Genomic DNA, 19,484 nt, shown 5'->3' with positions numbered 1-19,484 from the left:
TACTTTTGAGACAGCCTCTTTTTGTATGTGTGGTAATGGTTATTATTCCATTCCCTTATCTCGCATTTTTTTGAATTCGTCAAATCGTCTAAATATGGCGACGGTGAATCCGATCAGCATGATAATGGAGCCAATCCAAAGTACATTGATGTAAGGCTTTACAATTGCCTTCATGACCACGTAGTCTTTTTGATATTGATTGACCTTGAAAACAAATTTATTTTGTTCCGGGAGAATATTATCCAAAGTCACTTTGATACCTAGTTCATTGTCCACCACCGGAAGTTTACCAACTTGATTGTTTCGGATGATAAAAGTTGGTTCCAGTTTTTTCTCCACATCATAATCCAAAACCCGAAGCTTGGCTTTCACGGCTACATCACCTTCTTGAAGCGTGTATCCCTCGATTTGATTTAACACCTCTGCTCCGTCGAAATAGGTCACATAATCCGCAATGTGGAATTGTTCACCTGGAGAAACCTCATGAAACTGATCATCTTTCCACTCCGGATCTTCGTAGTCATTCATTGCAGCCACGTAGGTATACAAGTCACGATCAAAGTAAATTTTAGAGTCTGGAGAAGAAATCAAACCTCCCATGTTTTGATTGAATTGGGACATGGGGCTTAAGGAGAATTTTAAAACTTCATTTTGATAGTAGTCTATCTTGAAGTAGTCATTTTCTTCCAAAACCAGATTTACTTTATCGCCTTTCTTGATGAAATCTTTATAATCTTCCAGGGCAATAGCTTCATTCACATTCCCGGTTGATTCAAGAATCTTTGCAGGCACATATTCTGGAATACCCACCACTTTTTTCTGACGTCCCCGGTAGATTACTGTGTAGTCTTTCATCTGGGTCGGTTTGTTGATCCAAAGCAATACGTGCTCTTTATTCAATTCATCTTCCCAGCTATTGCTATAGGTAAGCCCAGACATATTGATGGAGATGGTATCTGAGTAACCTGAGCTGAACATGATACCAATCAAGATCATACCCAAGCCAATGTGTGCCAGAGATCCCCCCGCCAATTTGAAGGTTGATTTTTTCAAAATTTTGGATAAAATCACCGCATTGGCTACAACAGTAAATGTTCCAGCCACTACAATTACCATATATTTCCAATCATAGACTTTGGCCAGTACGATTACCAATGCAGCTATGACTACCGAAATTATATAGGGTGTCAAAAGAGCGTCTTTCAACGCTTTTTTATCCATTTTTTGCCACCAGAAAAACTGGCCAACTGCCGTGAGCAATGCGATGGCTACTCCAAACCAAAGCTGGAATTTAGTGTAAAATTCTACCTGATCTGCTGGGGGCGCCATATTGGAAATCCCCCCAAAGCTTTCCACCAAGGCGTTCCATGCAGGAATGGATGTAGGAAGGATCACCTGAAAGCCCATCAAACCTAAGGTAGTGGCTCCAATAAAAACCCAAAATTCACGGGAGTATACGGATGCTTCCTTTTCAGAGGTAGGAATATGCTTCCAAGCCCGAATGGTCAGGAATACTGAAATGAATAAGAAGAATAGCAGATAGATCAATAGCTGACCAGAAAGTCCCAAGTCAGTAAAGGAGTGAACAGACGCATCTCCTAAGACGCCTGACCTTACAAGGAAGGTGGCATACAGAACCAAAATAAAGGAAAGAATGACCAAGACTATGGAAGTCTTCAAAGCGGTCGCACTTTTCTTAAAAGTGATCATTGTGTGTATAGAGGCCACTAAAATCAACCAAGGTACATATACTGCATTTTCAACAGGATCCCAATTCCAATATCCGCCAAAATTCAATGTTACATAGGCCCAATAGGCTCCCATGATGATTCCCATTCCCAAGACCATGGCAGAGAAAATTGCCCAAGGTAGAGCTGGACGGATCCATTCAGAATATCTTTTGGTTACCAATCCTCCAATCAGAAATGCAAATGGAACTAAAGTGGAAGCATAGCCCAAAAAGAGTGTTGGAGGGTGAATGACCATCCAAATATTTTGCAATAAAGGATTAAGCCCAGTACCATCTTCCGGTATAAAGTCCGGATTCATCTCAAATATGGGTGCCTGCGTGGCGTCTCTCAGCAATATAAAAGGAGAGCTTCCCAGTTTTAAATCTCCGATTACAACTCCCAAAATCATGGATACTAAGAAGGCCTGAACCAGAGAGAACACAATCATTACAGGAGCTTCCCATTTCTTGTTGGTATGAATCAAGAATAGCCCAAGAACTACATTCCAGAAAATCCAAAGGATAAAAGCACCCTCTTGACCTTCCCAAAAACTGGAAATCATATAGTGAACAGGAAGCGCTTTGCTGGAGTGTGAATAGGCGTAGAAATATTCGAATCTATGATTGTAGATTATTTCAAAAAGTGAAAATGCAACCAAGACACTGGCTACAGCATGTACATAAAAGCTGATTCGACTGAATTTTTGCCAACTAGCTTTTTCAATCTCATTTGCTGAAAAATACTTGTAATAGGCAAATGCCGTAACCAATGAACTAACAAAGGCCACGATAGTCATCAAATGGCCTAAGTTGCCGATAAAGGTGTTAATCATGAATTTTTGGATCTATTGCTTTCTGCCTCACATTCCCGCCGCCTGCACTTCTGTTTCCTGATATTTGGAAGGACACTTCATCAGGATTTTGTCTGCGATAAATATCTGGTCATTCTTGTAAGAGCCAATCACTACTACTGATTCTGATCTTGTAAAATCAGCAGGCACTGGCTCGTTGTAGAACACTTCCTGTTCTGTTCCATCATTATCCACCAAAATAAAGGTAAAGGATGTTTTGTCATCTCTCACTTGAAGTCCCTCCACCTCACCAGATGGGTTCTTTTTCAATTGGCCAACTACGTGGATAGCTTTATCATTTCCATCCTGCTTCATTTCCAAAGCAGTATTGAAAGTTTCATAGCTGCTCGCATCTCCTATTGAAGTCATGATAATCACAATGGCTATAGCGATGATGCCGATTCCGATGATATGTCCTTTTTTCATAATTTGACTTATTTGGTGGAAACGCTTTTTTCCAGTTTACTGATCTTTCTTTCCGTACTGATTAGATAAACAGTAATTCCTGCGAAAATGATCCCAATTATCCCAACCAGCACGTAGATTTTTCCATCAGCTCTAAGCTGATCAGCCATTTCCACGGAATTATTGGAATAATCCGATTCTGTCACAGGGATTTTTTCCTGAGCCATGACGGATAGGCTCAAAACCAAGAAGAATATTGTTAGTAATTTTTTCATCTATCAGGAATTAATCATTTTATCTTCCAAAGTTCTTTCCACTCTACGCATTCTCACGCGGACTGTTGCTATCCAAGCACCCAAAAGCGTCCAACCGATAATGGCCGGATAGAAAACCATCCTCAATTTAGAGTCAAGGTCATAGGCATTAAAGCCAGGATTTCCACCGTTTCCAGGATGCAGGCTATCAGTTAATCTTGGCAGTACAAAGATGAGTGGAATAAATGCTGCAAAAGCAAAGATGTTGTAAATGGCACCTATTCTTGCTCTTTGCTGCATATCAGTCAGAGAGTTTCTCAGAATTAAATAGGCAAAATACATCAAAAGGCCTATTGCAGAGGCGTTTTGCTTGGGATCACCGCTCCAGTAATCTCCCCATGTAAATTTTGCCCAAAGCATACCCGTAACAATTCCAAGTACTCCGAAAAGAATCGCTGCATTGGTGAATTCAATCGCCATGTCATCGTGATTCAAATCATTGCTCCGTAGGTATTTGATACTGTAATACACAGATACCATCAACATAAGAATCATCCCAAACCACATCGTGACATGAAAATGCAATGCACGGATAGTTTCATTCAGAATTGGAAGTCTTGGAACGTCCATCAATAAACCTGCCGTTAAGGTATAAATGAGCAGGGCAATGGCCAGGATTTTCCACCAGGATTGGCGCATAGGGTAATTTTTGATTTTTCAAGCGCAAAAATAAGGCATAAGTTCCTGAAAACGTCGGATTTTCTCAGAAAAGACAAAAGGCCAAAGCTTATCTGCTCTGGCCTTTCGTTTGTACTCTCAAAACCTTTATTCGTTAGGAGTCAAAGGATTACTTTTTCTTATCAATCCATCTGGCAATTCACCTTCGGTACTTGCCACAATGGTACAGACGGTAGCATCTCCGGTAACATTGACCACGGTTCGGAACATGTCCAAAATTCTATCCGGAGCGATGATCAAGGCGATACCTGCAGCCGGAACACCGATAGATTCCAATACGATGATCAACATAATCAAACCAGCACCAGGTACACCTGCCGAACCAATGGAAGCTAAGGTTGCTGTCAATACAATCATCAGCTGTTGAGTCAAAGATAAATCCATCCCTAAAGCCTGGGCGATAAATACTGCCGCAACCCCTTGGTAAAGGCTGGTTCCGTCCATATTTACTGTAGCGCCTAGAGGTAGAACAAAGCTGGATACTTCCTCAGAAACTCCGATTTCTTCCTCAACCTGCTTCATAGTCACCGGAAGGGTAGCAGAACTGGAGCTTGTAGAAAAAGCCAATAATTGAGCAGGTCTAATAGCTTTGAAGAAGTCCAAATATTTGACCTTGGTAAAGGCCATCAAGATCAAAGGATAAATCACCATGATCATCATGAGCAAACCTCCGACGACCACAAGACTATATTTCAATAAAGCCAAAAGTAATTCTATTGCTGAATCCGGATTATCTCCGGCGATTTCTACAATTAGGGATGCCATCAATGCAAAAACACCATAAGGTGCAATCATCATGATATAGTTCACGATTTGGATAATGACATCATTAAAGCCGTCGAAGAAGGCGATGACAGGATTTCCCTTTTCCTTAGGAATTTGAAGCAAGGCTATCCCTACAATAATTGCGAAAAAAACTACCTGAAGCATAGCTCCATTGTCGGTAGTTGCCAGGAAAAAGTTTTGTGGTACAATATCAACCAAAGGCTGCAAAGGACTTTGTTGCTGTAATTCTGCCGCAACTCCCACTTTGGAGCCCGCGTCTCCTTCGTAAAGCTGCATCAAGCTTTCTCTAGTCTCTACCGGAAGACTTTTTCCCGGTTTGAAAATGTTTACCAAAATCAAACCAATACTGATAGCGATCACGGTTGTGACCAAATATGTTCCTATGGTTTTTCCGCCAATTCTGCTGAGTTTGGAGATGTCACCTAAGTTGGAAACGCCTACAATCAAAGAGGCCAAAACAAGAGGCACCGCGATCATTTTGAGCGCATTGATGAAAATAGTACCTATTGGTTTGATATAATCAATGGTGAAAGAATTAGGCAGGTTAGTTTTGATCACCACTAGACCGAAAACCAAGCCTAAAACCAAACCAATAATAATTTTTGTATGTAAAGGTATTTTCTTCCTCATGAGGCTGGGTTTAAAGATCTCGAAGTTTATTGGTTTTTGACAATAAAAGGTAATCAGCTATGACCAAAGCGGCCATTGCTTCCACGATTGGTACGGCTCTAGGCACTACACAAGGATCATGGCGTCCTTTTCCTGAAACGGTTACTTTTTCACCAGCCTCATTGATAGAGTCCTGATCTTGCATAATAGTGGCCACGGGTTTGAAGGCCACTTTAAAATAGATGTCCTCTCCGTTTGAAATTCCGCCTTGAATTCCGCCTGAGTGGTTGGTTAAGGTTTTGATTTGATCGCCTTCTTTTACAATTGCATCATTGTGCTGGGAGCCTCTCATTTTTACCCCTTCGAAACCGGAGCCAAACTCAAATCCTTTCACAGCATTGATGCTAAGCATAGCTTTTCCGAGCTCTGCATGTAAGCGATCAAATACTGGTTCTCCCAATCCAGCTGGAGTATTTTTAATCACACAGCTGACAATACCGCCAATAGTATCACGGTCCTTCCTAACTGAATCGATCAATTCGATCATTTGATCAGCAGTTTCAGGGTCTGGACATCTCACAATATTTTCCTCAGCTTTGTGAAGATCCAATTCTTGATAAGGTTTCTTCAAAGCAAGATCTCCAACCTGAGATACAAAGGCTTGAACAGAAATTCCTTTTGTAGCTAATAGCTGTTTGGCTATGGCTCCACCAGCAACTCGAGCTGCGGTTTCTCTTGCCGAACTACGGCCTCCACCCCGGTAATCCCGAAGCCCGTATTTTTCAAAATAGGTATAATCTGCGTGGGAAGGGCGAAATTTATCTGAGATATGAGAATAGTCCTTACTCTTTTGGTCGGCATTACGGATGACAATTCCAATCGGAGTTCCGGTAGTTTGTCCTTCAAAAATTCCGGAAAGGATTTCTATCTCGTCTTCTTCTTTTCTTTGTGTGGTAATTTTTGATTGGCCCGGTTTTCTTCGTTGCATTTCAGCCCGAATGAAATCTTCATCGATTTTTAAGCCTGCAGGACAACCTTCTATCGTTACTCCTAAAGCTACTCCATGGGATTCACCGAATGTGGTGATTTTGAAGAGCTTTCCAAATGAATTCCCCATTACTTCTTTCGAATAATTATAACCGCCAAAAAGACCACTGAAGCCAATAAGAGCAGGTTGATTGCGGTCGTAAAATAGTATTTATATCGCTCGTTTAAAAATTGGTTGTCTTCACTCCCAATTCTATCATAAATTCCTCCCAGTCTTTGACTGGAGATGGCTTGGTTTACTTTGCTCTCTCCCACCACTTTAATCTTTGCTGAAGGTCTGAGCGTATCATATACTGCTCTTGCAGGATCAAAATAGATCCATTCAAAATGCTTGGCTAGATCTACCTCAGAAGCTTCATTGATGGTGATATAATAGGTAAACTCTTTGATACCCGAAACTCTTCCATATCCCCGGTTGATTTGTTGTCTCACATTCGGGTCGTAGGTATTGAGATTACCTCCTGAGATTCTTCGAGGCTCTGAAATTGCGTTAATGTTTCCTACGCCGCTGATTCCAAAATTGTAATTGAAGCCTTCTCCGGTTTCTACTTCCAACTCAGTGATGTTTTCCCGTAATTGATATTGACCAACTGCCACCTCGTTTCTTAAAGGATGTGGAGGCAAAGGTTTCACTGTGATAGTTTTTGGAGCAGAATAAAAGGTCTTGAAGTCTTCCTGTCTATTTGCTCCAAAAAAAGTAGGGTTCTTTGCGACTCTATATTTAATCATTTCCCAAGGGATACTCGGAATCTGAATTTTTCCTTCGGAGAAAGGGAAGAAAGTTGCCTCATAAACCTTGTACCTCACCCAACGCTTATTGTTGATAGTGATTTGCTCTGGTTCGATATTGGAAATATTGTAGTTTTCCTCCCATGCATTGGAAGGTTTGATTTTTTTCAAAACTCCATCCAATTGCTCTCCTGGCTTATAAAAATTAAATGGAGCTTGATTATTTTCAGACATGTAAAATGCAAGTGTAAGAGAAAAGCCCTCACCTGCATATATTTCCTCCTTATCTACAGTTACAGAGAAAAAAGCCTCGTCGTCTAGCTCTATATATTCAGGTTCTTCGGAATTTCTTCCAAAAAACTCTGCAAAGGGGTCGTAATTGTTGCCTCCTAGGTTTTGGGCACTTACAGGATCCGTTACGGAGATAGTTTTGCCCGCGAAATCAAACTCTTTTCCGTTGATTGTTATAGAGAAAGAGGGAAGAGTAAACTCACCTTTTCTGGAAGGCTTATAATACTGAATAATACTATTGGAACTAGTCACCTGCCCGTTGATCACATTCATGGAGGATGATTGCGAAATTCCTTGTTTTTGGAAGCCCGGAATTTCAGGGAATTGATCGTAGGACTTGATTTTTTCGTTGGCTACGTTTATTTTAATGGTGAAAGTTTCATTCAGTCCTATCTGGTTTGGGCCTAATTCCACCTCTACTTCCTGCGCAAGGAGGTTTTGAGAGAAAAAGGTACAGCAAAATACCAAAAAGGAAATGATGAGCGTTTTAGACATAGTTGCGAAATTAAGGATAATTCCATTTTTGGAACCCTAATTTTACGTAACAATGAAGGAAAAGCCTTCGTATGGATACTTAAAATCAGTTAATAAACCCTAAACTCTTTAAACTATGATAGAATATGTGAAGACCATTTTGCAAAAAGTCAGCTTCTCAACCTATTTGTTTGAAAGGGAACTGCGAAAGGGCCTTCGACTTATTTTACCAACTGAAGTCGAGGAATTTAAGAACTGGTGCTATGAGATGTTTGGTAAAGTTCACCAATCAATTCTAAATCGGTATTTTCAACCTGCCATCTAAAAACAACAAGCCCCGATCAATTTGACCGGGGCTCTTTTTTGGTTGGTGGTTAATTAATGAAATCTGATTATCCGCAATCATCCTAGTTGCCTTATTTTCCTTGCTTGACAGGTTGGAAGACCGATGACCGAAGACCGAAGCTTCCGGATTTTGATCCTTTCAGCAGACAATAAGCTATATTTTTGTCAATTCTGGTAAGAAAGCGGATTTCCATATAATGAAATTAATCTTTGCTGGCAAAATCGGGATAAGCTCTCATGCCATGTTCATTGATATCCAGTCCTTCTACTTCTTCTTTTTCATCTACCCGAATACCAATAGTTTTTTTCATGGAATAGAAAATAATTCCTGCGAAAAGCACACAGAAAAATCCTACTGCTCCTACTCCGATTAGTTGGGATACAAACTGACTCCAGCCTGCCAAATCCCCAAAGATTCCGACAGCCAATGTTCCCCAAATACCTCCGACTAAGTGCACGGAAATAGCTCCCACTGGATCGTCCACTTTGATTTTATCAAACAGGACTACGCCAAAGACTACCAATCCACCACCTATAAAACCGATGATGACTGATTCATTCAAACTCATTTGATCTGCCCCGGCGGTAATTCCCACTAGTCCAGCCAGGATACCGTTGAGTACCATGGTGATATCATAGGATTTGAATTTGATGTAGGATACAAGCAAAGCTCCAAAAGCTCCTGCAGCAGCAGCCATAGAAGTAGTCACAAATACTTTGGAAACGGCTCCCGGGTCTGCGCTCAAAACGGATCCCCCGTTGAAGCCAAACCAGCCAAACCAAAGTAAGAAGACACCAAAGGTTGCAAGTGGCAAATTATGACCTGGAATAGCACTCATTCCTCTTTCGGTGTATTTGCCGATTCTAGGACCTAATAAGAAGGCTCCTATGAGGGCACCCCAGCCACCCACTGAGTGAACAATCGTAGATCCTGCAAAATCATAAAATGGAGTATCCAAAGTATTCAAAAATCCTCCTCCCCATTTCCACATTCCTACAATTGGATAGCAAATGGCCACGTAGAGAATAGAAAAGAAAATAAATGGCCCTAGCTTGATGCGCTCAGCGACAGCTCCGGACACTATCGTAGCAGCTGTGGCTGCAAACATTGCCTGAAAGATAAAATCTGTAAAAAAGGTATATCCTTCATTATAATTAGAAGTATCCCAACCTTCAGGAAGGTCGAGACCAAAACCGGCGAAGCCAAAAACAGCTCCTTCGAATCCCGCTCCCGGATACATCAAGTTAAACCCAACCAGTGCATAGGTTAAAAGCCCTATTGCAGGGATAATGGTGTTTTTAAATAGGATATTGACGGTATTTTTTGCTCTTGTCAGTCCGGCCTCCAGACTAGCAAAGCCCAAGTGCATAATGAAGACCAAAATGGTGGCCATCATCATCCACAGGTTGTTGACGGTAAATAATTCTTGCATAGGTTTGAATAGGTTCGGTGATTATTAAAGCGCTTTTTCGCCTTGATCGTTATTTCTGATTCTGTAAGCTTCCAATACATCGAAAACAAAGATTTTTCCGTCTCCGATTTCTCCTGTTTTACCCTCTTTCAGAATGCATTGAATGACTGATTCTACCAGATCATCTGTAGTGACGATTTCTAATTTCGTTCTTGGAATGTATGCGGGTTCATAGGCGACTCCGCGGTACATTTCCTGCCGGGCGTGTTCGAAGCCCATTCCCTTGATTTCATAGAATGAGAGAAATTTCACTCCCAAACCGGAAATACAGGCATGAATTTGCTCAAAGCGTGAAGTCCGGATAATCGCTTCTATTTTTTTCATTTTTTCAATGAGTTTAAAGGTTTGTTGAGAATTCGGCATGAAAGTACTTTAAATTTTACATGAAAATCAAAAATGGGTTAAAAAAATATCTTGATTTTTAAAAAATTGCCTCTCATTTTGATAGTTATGGGCGATAAATGACCCTTATTTGAAAAAATATATGTAAAAAAATAAAAGTCTGGATGAATTTTAAACCTGTCCAGATCCAATTTAGAATTTCATTTACTTGTTGCAGTGGGCAATTCAATTAATTTTGCACACGTTTTTAACAGATACACAGAGGAATGACTCAAAAACCAACTTTAGTAGTATTAGCTGCTGGTATGGGCAGTAGATATGGAGGGAATAAGCAGATTGACGGTTTCGGCCCTAATGGAGAAACCATTTTAGAATATTCCATTTTTGATGCCATCCGGGCAGGATTCGGAAAAGTCGTATTTATCGTAAGGCAAGAGATTTTGGATGTTGCCAAAGAAAAGTTTCTTCCAAAGCTTCAAGGTAAAATTGAAGTCGATTGGGTAATACAGTCTTTGGATAGCTTTGTGCCTGCGGAATTGAAACAAGCGGATAGGGTAAAGCCATTTGGAACGGCGCATGCAGTATTATGTGCAAAGGATGCAGTTAAGGAGCCCTTTGCTGTGATCAATGCAGATGATTTTTACGGAAAGGAAGCTTTCGAAGAGATCGGAAAGTTTTTGTCAAAAGATGCTCGTCCTCATTTACATGCCATGGTAGGCTATGCTATTCAAAATGTGCTTTCAGAAAATGGAACTGTAAGCCGGGGAGTTTGCGAAACGAATGAGAAAGGGCAATTGATAGGAATGACCGAGCGCACTTCAATCGCTCGTGAAGGAGGAAAAATTCTCAGCAAAGGAGAAGGTGAGGTGCTAGAAATCGCTGAAAACACTCCTGTCAGCATGAACTTCTGGGGATTTCATCCGGATGTTTTTGTAGATGTAGAGCAAATGTGGAAGGATTTTCTTCCTGCAAATAAGGAAAACCTCAAGTCGGAATTCTATATTCCAACGGTTGCAAATAATTTAATACAGTCAGGTAAGGCTGCTTTTGAAATCTTGCCTGGAGGTAAAACTTGGTTTGGAGTGACCTACACAGAAGATAAACCCGTAGTCATCGAGGCCTTAAAATCTTTGCATGATTCTGGAGAATATCCAGCTGAATTGTGGAAATAAATGAAAAGAGGCTTAGGCCTCTTTTTTATTTCTTTCTGGGGATTTTGGTATTTAATTACTTTCTAAAAAGGTGCATTGACCTGCATTGCAGGTATTAAAAATTAAACCTCTAGGAATATAAGATCTAATTCCTTTATCTTAGAAAATCCTTGGTCTGCGGTGATTAACGGTATTCCCATTGATAAGGATGAAGCGGCAATTATAGAGTCTGGAAGCCGCAGGTTATACTTTTTCCTAAGGTCAATGGTCCATTCCTTAATTTTTAAATTCCATTCTGTAAGAAAACAATCATTGATAAGTGCCTTTATCTTTAATTCTTCCGGCTTGGATATTCCTTTAAATCCAAGTAATTCAACTTCAGTGACAAACGAGATTGCAAAATCGAATTCCAAGAAGGGTTTGGCAATATTGTTTCCTTCGAGCAGATAGATTAAAAAATTGGTGTCAGCAAAAAAATCAATCTTCATTCTCTCTTATCTCTGTTTGATAATCAAGACCATCCAATTTTCTTTTTAGCTTTCCAAAGTGCTTTTGGAGCTTACCGGACTGATCTAATTGATCCTTTTTCTCTTTAAGAATCTTCTTTAAATCATCCTTGTTTTTTTTGTTTATAGTAATTGTCATCTCTTTCATTTTTATGTTTCAATATGAAAAAATAAGACTCTTTATAAAGTTAATTATTATATCGAAAATCTCCCATTTTAAGTTCGTTTCAATGACTGACTTGGCCATTTTCAACCCCAAAGAAAAACACCTCCGAATCCAGCTCAGTCAAAATGGCCTGTGAGCGTTCGGGTCTTGCATCTGTCAGAAAAATCTGCCCAAAGGTATGTTTGGAAATCAATTGCATCATTTGGGCAATTCGGGTATCGTCCAGTTTGTCAAAGATATCATCCAATAAGAGTAGAGGCTTCTCCCCCTTAGCGCTTTCAAAAATTTGGAACTGGGCTAATTTCAAAGCGATAATAAAGGATTTCTGTTGCCCTTGGCTTCCAATTTTTCGGATAGGGTGCTCTCCGATCAGGAAATTGTAATCATCCTTGTGAATTCCTGCATTGGAATTCTTGGTTATAAAATCCTTTTTCCGAAGGCCTTGAAAGTAGCTTGCAAAATCTTCTCGAAGTGCTTCCGTCTCATAGAGGATAGTTACCTTTTCCTGTCCTTGTGAAATTTCAGCGTAATGTGCCTGAAGCATAGGAGCCACCTCGTCCATCAATTCTGCTCTGCGCTTAGCCAAAATCTGACTTAACCGAATCATCTCCTCATCGTAACTTCCCAAAAGAGTCAAATCTCTTCTTCCTGTTTCGGCAAATTTTTTCAAAAGGGCATTCCGCTGTTTTAAAAAATGATGATACCGGATCAGTTGATTTAAATAGTTTCTATCCAATTGCGACAACAAGCCATCAAAAAATTTTCTTCTTCCCTCACTTCCACCTTTGATCAATTCTGTATCATCTGGTGCAATCAGCACCAATGGGATTAACCCTACATGCTCAGAAGTTTTGTCTAATGCCTTTCCGTTTTGCCAAATCTGTTTCTTTTTTCCTAATTCAAAGGTACATCTTACCTCAAGCGGTTTTTGATCCAGTTCAAATTGTCCCTTGATCACAAAAAAATCTTTGTTATGCTTCACATTCAAGGTATCACTAGATTGCACTGCACTTTTGGTGAGCGATAGGTAGTGGATTCCGTCTAAAATGTTGGTTTTTCCACTTCCATTTAGCCCAGTAAAGCAATTAATCTGCGTGCTAAAGTCCATTCGGGTCTTCTCATGATTTTTGAATTGTAAGAGTTCCAGGGACTTTAGATACATCTGTTTGGGTAATTATTTTAGCGGCAGCCTGATTTTTAGGAGAGGTTGGTTATATTTGGGGCCTAAAATAGCATATTTTGATCATTACGATATGGCAAAGAAAACTGCAGCGACCAAGTCAAAGGTAAAATATTCGAAAGAAACTTATACGTTCTGGTACGAGAGCATGCTCTTGATGAGACGATTTGAGGAGAAAGCCGGACAACTTTATGGTCAACAAAAAATACGCGGGTTCTGTCACCTTTACATAGGTCAGGAGGCTTGCGCCGCCGGAGCTATCACAGCTTTGGAGAAAGATGATAAGTGGATCACAGCTTACAGAGATCACGCACACCCATTGGGTTTGGGTACTGATCCAGGCGCTGTGATGGCAGAATTATATGGAAAAGCAACAGGAACAACCAAAGGTAAAGGGGGTTCTATGCACATTTTCGATAAGGAAAGAAATTTCATGGGAGGTCACGGGATCGTAGGTGCTCAAGTACCTATGGGTCTGGGAATCGGCTTCGCTGAAAAATATAAAGGCACCAAAAACCTATGTATTTGTCATATGGGTGATGGAGCGGTTCGTCAAGGGGCTGTGCATGAAGCATTCAACTTGGCCATGCTTTATAAGACTCCGGTGATCTTTGTGATCGAAAACAACGGTTATGCAATGGGTACTTCAGTTGCCCGTACTTCCAATGTTACCGAACTATACCAAATCGGAGAGTCTTATGATATGCCTGCATTCCCTGTTGATGGAATGAATGTAGAAGCTATCCATGAAGCGGTGGCTGAGGCAGCTGAAAGAGCCAGAAAAGGTGATGGACCAACTTTGCTGGAATTCAGAACTTATAGATACAAAGGACACTCCATGTCCGATCCTCAGAAATACAGAACCAAAGAAGAGGTAGAGGACTACAAGAAAAAAGATCCTATCGAGCAGGTATTGAAGACTATTAAGGACAACAATATCCTAAGCGACGAAGAGATTGAAAAAATCAATGCAAAAGTGAAAAAGCAAGTGACTGAAGCTGTGAAATTTGCAGAAGAGTCACCTTGGCCTGATGGTCAGGATGCTTTCAAAGATGTCTATATACAGGAGGACTATCCTTTTGTAATGGAATAATTCATATCCAAAGCTCAGAAAGCCATGAAAACTAGGTGGATTCATGGCTTTTTTATTGGGCTTTGTGTAATTCATAAAAAACGTATATTTGCGCCTGAAAAATCAGTAACATGGCAAAGAAATTAACCAAAAAAGCACAAGAAGATCCTAACGAACTTTTGGAAAACCCAGAGGTTTTGGCAGACAGACTCAGCAGAGGTGAGGCTTTTTTGAAGAAAAATAGCAAAATATTAGGTGGCGTTTTGATCGCTGCAATCCTATTGATAGGAGGAATTCTTTTCTTCCAGATCAACAATGCAAACCAAAATGAGAAAGCTCAGGAAGAAATGTTCCAGGCGGTATATTTTTATGAGCAAGATAGTATTGAGTTTGCCTTGAATGGTGACGGGATTAATCCTGGATTCCTTCAGATTGTAGAAGAGTATCCTCGTACTGATGCAGCCAATTTGGCTAATTTCTATATCGGATCTATTTACCTTTCTGAAAGAAACTTCACTGACGCAATCAATTATCTTGAAGATTTCTCTGCGGATGATTTCTTGGTTCAATCTAAAGCTTATGCTCTTTTAGGAGATGCATACTTGGAAACAGGTAACTTAGATAAGGCTATTTCCAATTACAAGAAAGCTGCAAGCAGCGAAGAAAATAAATACTTTACGCCTAAGTATTTATTCAAATTGGCCGTAGCCTATGAAGAAGCAGGAAAAACTCAAGAAGCTATTTCAACTTATGGAGAGATCGAAGAGAAATATTTCGAGTCTTATGAGTATGCTGCTGCACGAAAACACAAAGCTCGCTTAGAAGGCCTTGCCGCTAAGTAATGCTGAATACTAGCACCAATTAGAAGAGTAAGGTCCTTGCGATCTTACTCTTTTTTTGTTTACCACATTTCATAAAATTAACCTCAGATGGCAACATCATTAAAAAGTTTAAGTGAGCATAGCTCCAAGAATATCCAGGATATCAGCAGCAAAAAATTTGCAATCATTGTTTCGGAGTGGAATGAAGATGTGACGGAAGCATTGTATTCCGGCGCTTATCAAACATTGCTACAGCATGGAGCAAAGAAAGAGCATATCATTCGCAAAAATGTGCCAGGCTCTTTTGAACTGACATTAGGAGCTCAATGGTGTGCTCAGGATGAAAGTATAGATGCAGTAATCTGTTTAGGTTGCGTGATCCAAGGAGAGACTAAGCATTTTGACTTTATCTGTGATGCTGTTGCACATGGAATTACCAATGTTGGCTTGAAATATAACAAGCCGGTAATTTTTGGGGTTTTAACTCCAAACAATCAACAGCAGGCCATGGATCGGGCAGGCGGAAAGCATGGAAACAAAGGAGATGAAGCGGCAATCACCGCGATCAAAATGCTTGGTTTTTAAAGAGAACTAGCAGTAAAAGAATAGACTTTCGAGTCCCATTTTCAAGCTTTACCTATTATAACAAACCTATTATTCATCCTTGAATCTATTGTGGAAATTGCTTGATGATATACAAGCGAAAAGCAGCAGACTTAAGGGTAATCTAAAAGACAAACTCTACCAATGAAAGTAATGAAATTCGGGGGAACCTCCGTAGGAAAGCCCGAGCGTATGCATCAGGTGAAAGACCTGGTAACCCGTGGAGATGAACCCACAATTGTTGTATTATCAGCTTTGTCTGGAACTACCAATGCCCTTGTAGGGATAGGAGAGGCTTTGGCTGATGCTGATAGAATATTGGCAAAGGAGAGAATCGATGCTCTTCATGCTCACTATATGGATTTTTATCCTCAGCTTTTAAAAACTGAAAAAGGCAGAGCAAAGGCTGAAGATATCATCAAAGAACATTTTGAGTTTTTGAATATTATTTTGAAAATTTCCTTTAACGAGGCGATTAATAGAGATATTCTGGCTCAGGGAGAATTGCTATCCACAAAGTTGTTTTATACACTTTTGGAAGAACTCGAAATTCCTGCAGTATTTTTAATTGCCTTGGATTTCATGAGTATTGATGAAAATTCCGAGCCTGAACTGGGAAAAATCTCAGAGAAACTTAAAGCAATTTTAGCTCAGCATCCAGAACAAAAATTATTTGTTACCCAGGGATATATCTGTAAAAACCACAGAAATGAAGTAGACAATTTGAAGCGTGGAGGTTCTGATTACACGGCTTCACTTGTGGCTGCAGCGATCCATGCCTCAGTTTGTGAGATTTGGACAGATATTGACGGGATGCATAATAATGATCCTCGCATTGTGAACAGAACTAGACCTATTGCTGAGCTATCTTTCGATGAAGCGGCCGAGCTGGCCTATTTCGGTGCTAAAATCCTACATCCTGCTTCTATTTGGCCGGCTCAGCAATACAATGTGCCTGTCAGACTCTTGAATACCATGGACCCTGAAGCCCATGGCACTTTGATCAAAGCCGGAGTTGAAGCAAAGGGCGTCAAAGCCATTGCTGCCAAAGATGGAATTACTGCCATCAAAATCAAGTCCAGCAGGATGCTTTTAGCCTATGGTTTCTTGAGGAGAGTATTTGAGATTTTCGAAAAATATAAGACTCCCATCGATATGATCACCACTTCTGAAGTGGCAGTATCAGTGACTATTGATGACCTTACTCACCTGAAACAAATCTTAAAGGAGTTGGAGGTGTTGGGTTCTGTGGAAGTGGACGAAAATCAATCTATCATATGTATTGTTGGTAATATGGTTTCTGAAACCAGAGGTGCAGTAAAATCAGTGATGGATAGCTTGGTTGATTTTCCTATCCGTATGGTTTCTTACGGAGGTAGCCGACACAATGTCTCCTTATTGATTGACTCGAAGTTTAAAAAAGATGCCCTTCAAAACTTAAATGAGGGCGTGTTTACTTGGTAATAATTGAAAGGCGAGGATTTTTCCTCGCCTTTTTCCAAATTATTAAAGCTTTCCATGAAAAATAAAGAACAAAAACCCGGCTTTCTTCAGCGATTACAGACTAAATGGAAACTTGATAGCCTACTTCAGGTAGTTTTGGTTTTGGTAGTTTTCGCCTGTACGGGCTTTACAATTTTATTTATCAAAAACCCGGTTTTGGATTTTTTCGGAGTTGAAAAAGGTGGCTTTGTCAACACAGTTCTGTATCTCTTGCTGGTTTTACCGCTCTATCAAATATTCTTGTTGATTTATGGCTTTATCTTCGGCCAGTTCCGATTTTTCTGGGAAAAGGAAAAGCAAATTTTTCGAAGGATAGCAAAGCTATTTTCAAAGAAATCAGACTAATCCAAGAACTATTCTGCTTCGTATTTGATTACATGGATAAGATAGATTTTTAACCAAAACACTTTAATCCATGATTAGAAAATCAACTGCCGTATGGCAAGGAAGCGGAAAAGACGGTAATGGTCATTTGACTACTCCTAGCACAGTTTTAGACAAAACTCAATATTCTTTTAAATCCAGATTTGAGGATGGCGTTGGAACCAATCCTGAAGAATTGATAGCAGCAGCTCATGCTGGATGCTTTGCAATGAAGCTTAGCTTTAATTTAAGCGGAGCTGATTTTCCTCCTCAGGAATTAGATGTTACTTGTAATATAACATTCGAGGATGGTTCCTTGAAGAAATCCCACCTTGTGCTAAAAGCTAAGGTAGATGGAATTACAGAGGAAAAATTTGCAGAACTGGTGAAAGATGCGGAGGAAAATTGTCCTATCTCCAAAGTCTTAAACACTGAAATCTCTGTAGAATATACGCTGAATTAAGCATTAGGAAATTTTAAGAAAAAACAGGTCTTCAAAAACCTGTTTTTTTCTTGAACGGTACTGGAATTGATCCGTATAACAAAGTCTTGATTACTAAACCACTACCACCATGGAATCCACGGCTCATCCATTTCAGAACTCCGGTTCTAACAGAATGACTTTCATCAAACACGCGGGATTCACGCTAGCTCTGATGATTTTAATTTTGGCTTTTCAAGAAGGAATATCTTCCTCTTGGTTAATGCCTTTAGTATTTACTCCAATCGCTGCAGGATTGGGAGGAATTATTTTCAAAAACACGGAAGAATTAAGATACTCTTCGGGTCTGAAGCAGGCTTTCGGTTGGGTAATCGGAATAGCGGGCTATCTGCTATTAATTCCCATGGCTTTAGCTTTATAAGCTATTTCCATCGGAATTTACTCCAATTCTCCTGTTGTTTTGAATTCAGATAAGTCCAGGCTAAAAACCTGGATTTTTTATTGCCCTGAGCCATTTCAATAATCTCATATTCGCTTACAGCAACTTGCTTAAGTCTATTTGTAAGTGGCTTGAGGTTAGCTTCTTTGGAAATAAGGGAAGTAAACCAAAAACACTGATTCTTAAAATGAGCGCTTTCTTGAATCATTTGTCCGACAAATTCCAATTCTCCCCCTTTACACCAAAGTTCATGACTTTGCCCGCCAAAATTGAGCTCATTGCTTTTTAAGTTTAGATTCTTGGCTTTTCGTTGACTTCCTTGTTTTGCCTCCTGTGCAGAACTGTGAAAGGGAGGGTTACAAAGGGTCAAATCGAAGTATTCATCATGTTGAATAATTCCCTGAAATATTTTGGTTTCATTTTCTTGTTTCCGGAGATTGATTTTTTTGTTGAATGCGGGATTTTTAGCCAGGATTTCTTGAGCATTTTTCAATGCCGGCTCTTCTATTTCCGCAGCGACGAAGGACCAAGAATATACTGAATTACCAATTAATGGGTAAATCAAATTGGCGCCAGTTCCGATATCCAGAGCCTGAACCTTAGTTCCTTTAGGAACCTTTCCCTGATTTTTGGATGCTAAAAGATCTGCTAAATAATGGATATAATCTGCTCTGCCAGGAATCGGAGGAATTAGAAATCCTTCTGGGATATCCCAAAAATCCACTTGATAAAAATGTATTAATAGCGCCTTGTTTAGAGCTTTTACCGCATTTGGATCGGCAAAGTCAATGGTTTGATTTCCAAAAGAGTTGGTAAAGATGTGAACGGCAAGTCCGGGAAAGCTTTTGGCTAGCGCCTCCAAGTCGTAAGATAAGTGATGATAATTTCTGGAATGTAATGTGGGTTTTTCCTGAGGATTAGCTTTTGCCATGGTGCAAAATAAGCCTTCCTTTAGAATAATTTGATGTAGTCGATTTCTAGCTTGAAGCTTTCAGCCTTTTTATTCCCAATCAAAAATGCGATTTCTTCTACTTGATCTCCCGGGAAATTTTCCATGTTGAGGTCTCTGCCTCGGAAGGCCATAGCCGTCAGTTTAGTAAGCTAAAACCTTGTGGGCGAGTTTATTTATGAACAAAGCGTAGATCCCCATTGGGATCTTTCTTCCT

Annotated in this window: 22 protein-coding genes; 8 read left to right on the top strand and 14 right to left on the bottom strand. The window is 40.0% G+C overall.

Annotation, left to right across the window (positions count from 1 at the left end):
• Positions 1–42: 42 nt before the first annotated feature.
• The 9 genes from ccsA (B2906_RS09215) to B2906_RS09170 all read right to left on the bottom strand — a co-directional run bounded on the left by ccsA (B2906_RS09215) (position 43) and on the right by B2906_RS09170 (position 10,054).
• Complete coding sequence (gene ccsA / locus B2906_RS09215; protein WP_286938496.1) at positions 43–2,562, bottom strand: cytochrome c biogenesis protein CcsA; 2,520 nt, start codon at positions 2,560–2,562, stop codon at positions 43–45.
• A gap of 27 nt (positions 2,563–2,589) precedes the next feature.
• On the bottom strand, positions 2,590–3,006 hold the full coding sequence (locus B2906_RS09210) for a cytochrome c maturation protein CcmE (protein ID WP_219957452.1): 417 nt from the start codon (positions 3,004–3,006) through the stop codon (positions 2,590–2,592).
• An 8-nt stretch (positions 3,007–3,014) separates the two neighbouring features.
• Positions 3,015–3,260, bottom strand: a complete 246-nt coding sequence (locus tag B2906_RS09205; RefSeq protein ID WP_219957453.1) for a CcmD family protein — start codon at positions 3,258–3,260, stop codon at positions 3,015–3,017.
• A 3-nt stretch (positions 3,261–3,263) separates the two neighbouring features.
• Positions 3,264–3,938 (bottom strand): cytochrome c biogenesis protein CcsA, encoded by a 675-nt coding sequence (gene ccsA, locus B2906_RS09200; RefSeq protein ID WP_091653152.1) that lies wholly within the window; start codon positions 3,936–3,938, stop codon positions 3,264–3,266.
• Between the two features lie 126 nt (positions 3,939–4,064).
• On the bottom strand, positions 4,065–5,393 hold the full coding sequence (locus B2906_RS09195; protein WP_091653150.1) for a dicarboxylate/amino acid:cation symporter: 1,329 nt from the start codon (positions 5,391–5,393) through the stop codon (positions 4,065–4,067).
• 10 nt (positions 5,394–5,403) lie between these two features.
• Positions 5,404–6,489: a chorismate synthase gene (gene aroC / locus B2906_RS09190; RefSeq protein WP_144607575.1), complete on the bottom strand. Its 1,086-nt coding sequence runs from the start codon at positions 6,487–6,489 to the stop codon at positions 5,404–5,406.
• The gene (locus B2906_RS09185) at positions 6,489–7,934 is read right to left on the bottom strand and encodes a BatD family protein (RefSeq protein WP_219957454.1); all 1,446 of its coding nucleotides are present in this window, start codon (positions 7,932–7,934) and stop codon (positions 6,489–6,491) included. The genes aroC and B2906_RS09185 overlap by 1 nt, the downstream gene beginning before the upstream one ends.
• Before the next feature lie 527 nt (positions 7,935–8,461).
• A complete protein-coding gene (locus tag B2906_RS09175; protein ID WP_091653140.1) occupies positions 8,462–9,691 on the bottom strand; it encodes an ammonium transporter in 1,230 nt (409 codons plus the stop codon).
• Between the two features lie 24 nt (positions 9,692–9,715).
• On the bottom strand, positions 9,716–10,054 hold the full coding sequence (locus B2906_RS09170) for a P-II family nitrogen regulator (protein ID WP_091653723.1): 339 nt from the start codon (positions 10,052–10,054) through the stop codon (positions 9,716–9,718).
• 284 nt (positions 10,055–10,338) lie between these two features.
• Here B2906_RS09170 and B2906_RS09165 point away from each other — a divergent pair, with 284 nt between their 5' ends.
• Positions 10,339–11,244 (top strand): nucleotidyltransferase family protein, encoded by a 906-nt coding sequence (locus B2906_RS09165; RefSeq protein ID WP_219957455.1) that lies wholly within the window; start codon positions 10,339–10,341, stop codon positions 11,242–11,244.
• A gap of 101 nt (positions 11,245–11,345) precedes the next feature.
• Here the strand turns inward: B2906_RS09165 and B2906_RS09160 are convergent, their stop codons facing one another.
• The 3 genes from B2906_RS09160 to recF form a co-directional block, all read right to left on the bottom strand.
• Positions 11,346–11,711, bottom strand: coding sequence for a type II toxin-antitoxin system VapC family toxin (locus B2906_RS09160; protein WP_219957456.1), 366 nt, complete (start codon positions 11,709–11,711; stop codon positions 11,346–11,348).
• The gene (locus tag B2906_RS09155) at positions 11,701–11,877 is read right to left on the bottom strand and encodes a hypothetical protein (protein WP_219957457.1); all 177 of its coding nucleotides are present in this window, start codon (positions 11,875–11,877) and stop codon (positions 11,701–11,703) included. The genes B2906_RS09160 and B2906_RS09155 overlap by 11 nt, the downstream gene beginning before the upstream one ends.
• A gap of 79 nt (positions 11,878–11,956) precedes the next feature.
• Positions 11,957–13,057, bottom strand: coding sequence for a DNA replication/repair protein RecF (gene recF / locus B2906_RS09150; protein ID WP_219957458.1), 1,101 nt, complete (start codon positions 13,055–13,057; stop codon positions 11,957–11,959).
• A gap of 91 nt (positions 13,058–13,148) precedes the next feature.
• Between recF and pdhA the strand changes: the two genes are divergently transcribed.
• The 7 genes from pdhA (at position 13,149) to B2906_RS09115 (ending at position 18,300) form a co-directional block, all read left to right on the top strand.
• Positions 13,149–14,168 (top strand): pyruvate dehydrogenase (acetyl-transferring) E1 component subunit alpha, encoded by a 1,020-nt coding sequence (gene pdhA / locus B2906_RS09145; RefSeq protein WP_219957459.1) that lies wholly within the window; start codon positions 13,149–13,151, stop codon positions 14,166–14,168.
• Positions 14,169–14,278: 110 nt separating this feature from the next.
• Entirely contained in the window at positions 14,279–14,989 is a 711-nt protein-coding gene (locus tag B2906_RS09140) for a tetratricopeptide repeat protein (protein ID WP_219957460.1), read from the top strand.
• 87 nt (positions 14,990–15,076) lie between these two features.
• The gene (gene ribH / locus B2906_RS09135) at positions 15,077–15,553 is read left to right on the top strand and encodes a 6,7-dimethyl-8-ribityllumazine synthase (RefSeq protein ID WP_091653123.1); all 477 of its coding nucleotides are present in this window, start codon (positions 15,077–15,079) and stop codon (positions 15,551–15,553) included.
• 162 nt (positions 15,554–15,715) lie between these two features.
• Positions 15,716–17,035, top strand: a complete 1,320-nt coding sequence (locus tag B2906_RS09130) for an aspartate kinase (protein WP_219957461.1) — start codon at positions 15,716–15,718, stop codon at positions 17,033–17,035.
• A 54-nt stretch (positions 17,036–17,089) separates the two neighbouring features.
• Positions 17,090–17,419: a DUF6787 family protein gene (locus tag B2906_RS09125; protein WP_219957462.1), complete on the top strand. Its 330-nt coding sequence runs from the start codon at positions 17,090–17,092 to the stop codon at positions 17,417–17,419.
• Positions 17,420–17,489: 70 nt separating this feature from the next.
• On the top strand, positions 17,490–17,900 hold the full coding sequence (locus B2906_RS09120) for an OsmC family protein (RefSeq protein WP_219957463.1): 411 nt from the start codon (positions 17,490–17,492) through the stop codon (positions 17,898–17,900).
• A gap of 109 nt (positions 17,901–18,009) precedes the next feature.
• Positions 18,010–18,300, top strand: a complete 291-nt coding sequence (locus B2906_RS09115; protein WP_219957464.1) for a hypothetical protein — start codon at positions 18,010–18,012, stop codon at positions 18,298–18,300.
• Between the two features lies 1 nt (position 18,301).
• Here B2906_RS09115 and rlmF read toward each other — a convergent pair whose 3' ends face one another.
• Positions 18,302–19,249, bottom strand: coding sequence for a 23S rRNA (adenine(1618)-N(6))-methyltransferase RlmF (rlmF, locus tag B2906_RS09110; protein ID WP_219957465.1), 948 nt, complete (start codon positions 19,247–19,249; stop codon positions 18,302–18,304).
• 20 nt (positions 19,250–19,269) lie between these two features.
• Positions 19,270–19,401, bottom strand: a complete 132-nt coding sequence (locus tag B2906_RS09105) for a hypothetical protein (protein ID WP_286938426.1) — start codon at positions 19,399–19,401, stop codon at positions 19,270–19,272.
• Between the last annotated feature and the right edge of the window lie 83 nt (positions 19,402–19,484).

It is taken from the genome of Algoriphagus sp. UBA3586 (assembly GCF_002376385.1).
GTDB classification, from domain to species: domain Bacteria; phylum Bacteroidota; class Bacteroidia; order Cytophagales; family Cyclobacteriaceae; genus Algoriphagus; species Algoriphagus ornithinivorans.
Note: the sequence above shows the minus strand (reverse complement) of the source record. Positions and strands in the feature narration are given on the sequence as shown.

Excerpts from the sequence above, each read along its gene's own strand:
- B2906_RS09175 (WP_091653140.1), bottom strand. The coding sequence starts at position 9,691 with ATGCAAGAATTATTTACCGTCAACAACCTGTGGATGATGATGGCCACC.
- B2906_RS09195 (WP_091653150.1), bottom strand. The coding sequence starts at position 5,393 with ATGAGGAAGAAAATACCTTTACATACAAAAATTATTATTGGTTTGGTT.
- ccsA (WP_286938496.1), bottom strand. The coding sequence starts at position 2,562 with ATGATTAACACCTTTATCGGCAACTTAGGCCATTTGATGACTATCGTG.
- B2906_RS09105 (WP_286938426.1), bottom strand. The coding sequence starts at position 19,401 with ATGGCCTTCCGAGGCAGAGACCTCAACATGGAAAATTTCCCGGGAGAT.
- B2906_RS09120 (WP_219957463.1), top strand. The coding sequence starts at position 17,490 with ATGATTAGAAAATCAACTGCCGTATGGCAAGGAAGCGGAAAAGACGGT.
- ribH (WP_091653123.1), top strand. The coding sequence starts at position 15,077 with ATGGCAACATCATTAAAAAGTTTAAGTGAGCATAGCTCCAAGAATATC.
- pdhA (WP_219957459.1), top strand. The coding sequence starts at position 13,149 with ATGGCAAAGAAAACTGCAGCGACCAAGTCAAAGGTAAAATATTCGAAA.
- aroC (WP_144607575.1), bottom strand. The coding sequence starts at position 6,489 with ATGGGGAATTCATTTGGAAAGCTCTTCAAAATCACCACATTCGGTGAA.
- B2906_RS09205 (WP_219957453.1), bottom strand. The coding sequence starts at position 3,260 with ATGAAAAAATTACTAACAATATTCTTCTTGGTTTTGAGCCTATCCGTC.
- recF (WP_219957458.1), bottom strand. The coding sequence starts at position 13,057 with ATGTATCTAAAGTCCCTGGAACTCTTACAATTCAAAAATCATGAGAAG.
- B2906_RS09210 (WP_219957452.1), bottom strand. The coding sequence starts at position 3,006 with ATGAAAAAAGGACATATCATCGGAATCGGCATCATCGCTATAGCCATT.
- B2906_RS09130 (WP_219957461.1), top strand. The coding sequence starts at position 15,716 with ATGAAAGTAATGAAATTCGGGGGAACCTCCGTAGGAAAGCCCGAGCGT.
- B2906_RS09160 (WP_219957456.1), bottom strand. The coding sequence starts at position 11,711 with ATGAAGATTGATTTTTTTGCTGACACCAATTTTTTAATCTATCTGCTC.
- B2906_RS09155 (WP_219957457.1), bottom strand. The coding sequence starts at position 11,877 with ATGAAAGAGATGACAATTACTATAAACAAAAAAAACAAGGATGATTTA.
- B2906_RS09125 (WP_219957462.1), top strand. The coding sequence starts at position 17,090 with ATGAAAAATAAAGAACAAAAACCCGGCTTTCTTCAGCGATTACAGACT.
- rlmF (WP_219957465.1), bottom strand. The coding sequence starts at position 19,249 with ATGGCAAAAGCTAATCCTCAGGAAAAACCCACATTACATTCCAGAAAT.
- B2906_RS09185 (WP_219957454.1), bottom strand. The coding sequence starts at position 7,934 with ATGTCTAAAACGCTCATCATTTCCTTTTTGGTATTTTGCTGTACCTTT.
- B2906_RS09165 (WP_219957455.1), top strand. The coding sequence starts at position 10,339 with ATGACTCAAAAACCAACTTTAGTAGTATTAGCTGCTGGTATGGGCAGT.
- B2906_RS09170 (WP_091653723.1), bottom strand. The coding sequence starts at position 10,054 with ATGAAAAAAATAGAAGCGATTATCCGGACTTCACGCTTTGAGCAAATT.
- B2906_RS09140 (WP_219957460.1), top strand. The coding sequence starts at position 14,279 with ATGGCAAAGAAATTAACCAAAAAAGCACAAGAAGATCCTAACGAACTT.
- B2906_RS09115 (WP_219957464.1), top strand. The coding sequence starts at position 18,010 with ATGGAATCCACGGCTCATCCATTTCAGAACTCCGGTTCTAACAGAATG.
- ccsA (WP_091653152.1), bottom strand. The coding sequence starts at position 3,938 with ATGCGCCAATCCTGGTGGAAAATCCTGGCCATTGCCCTGCTCATTTAT.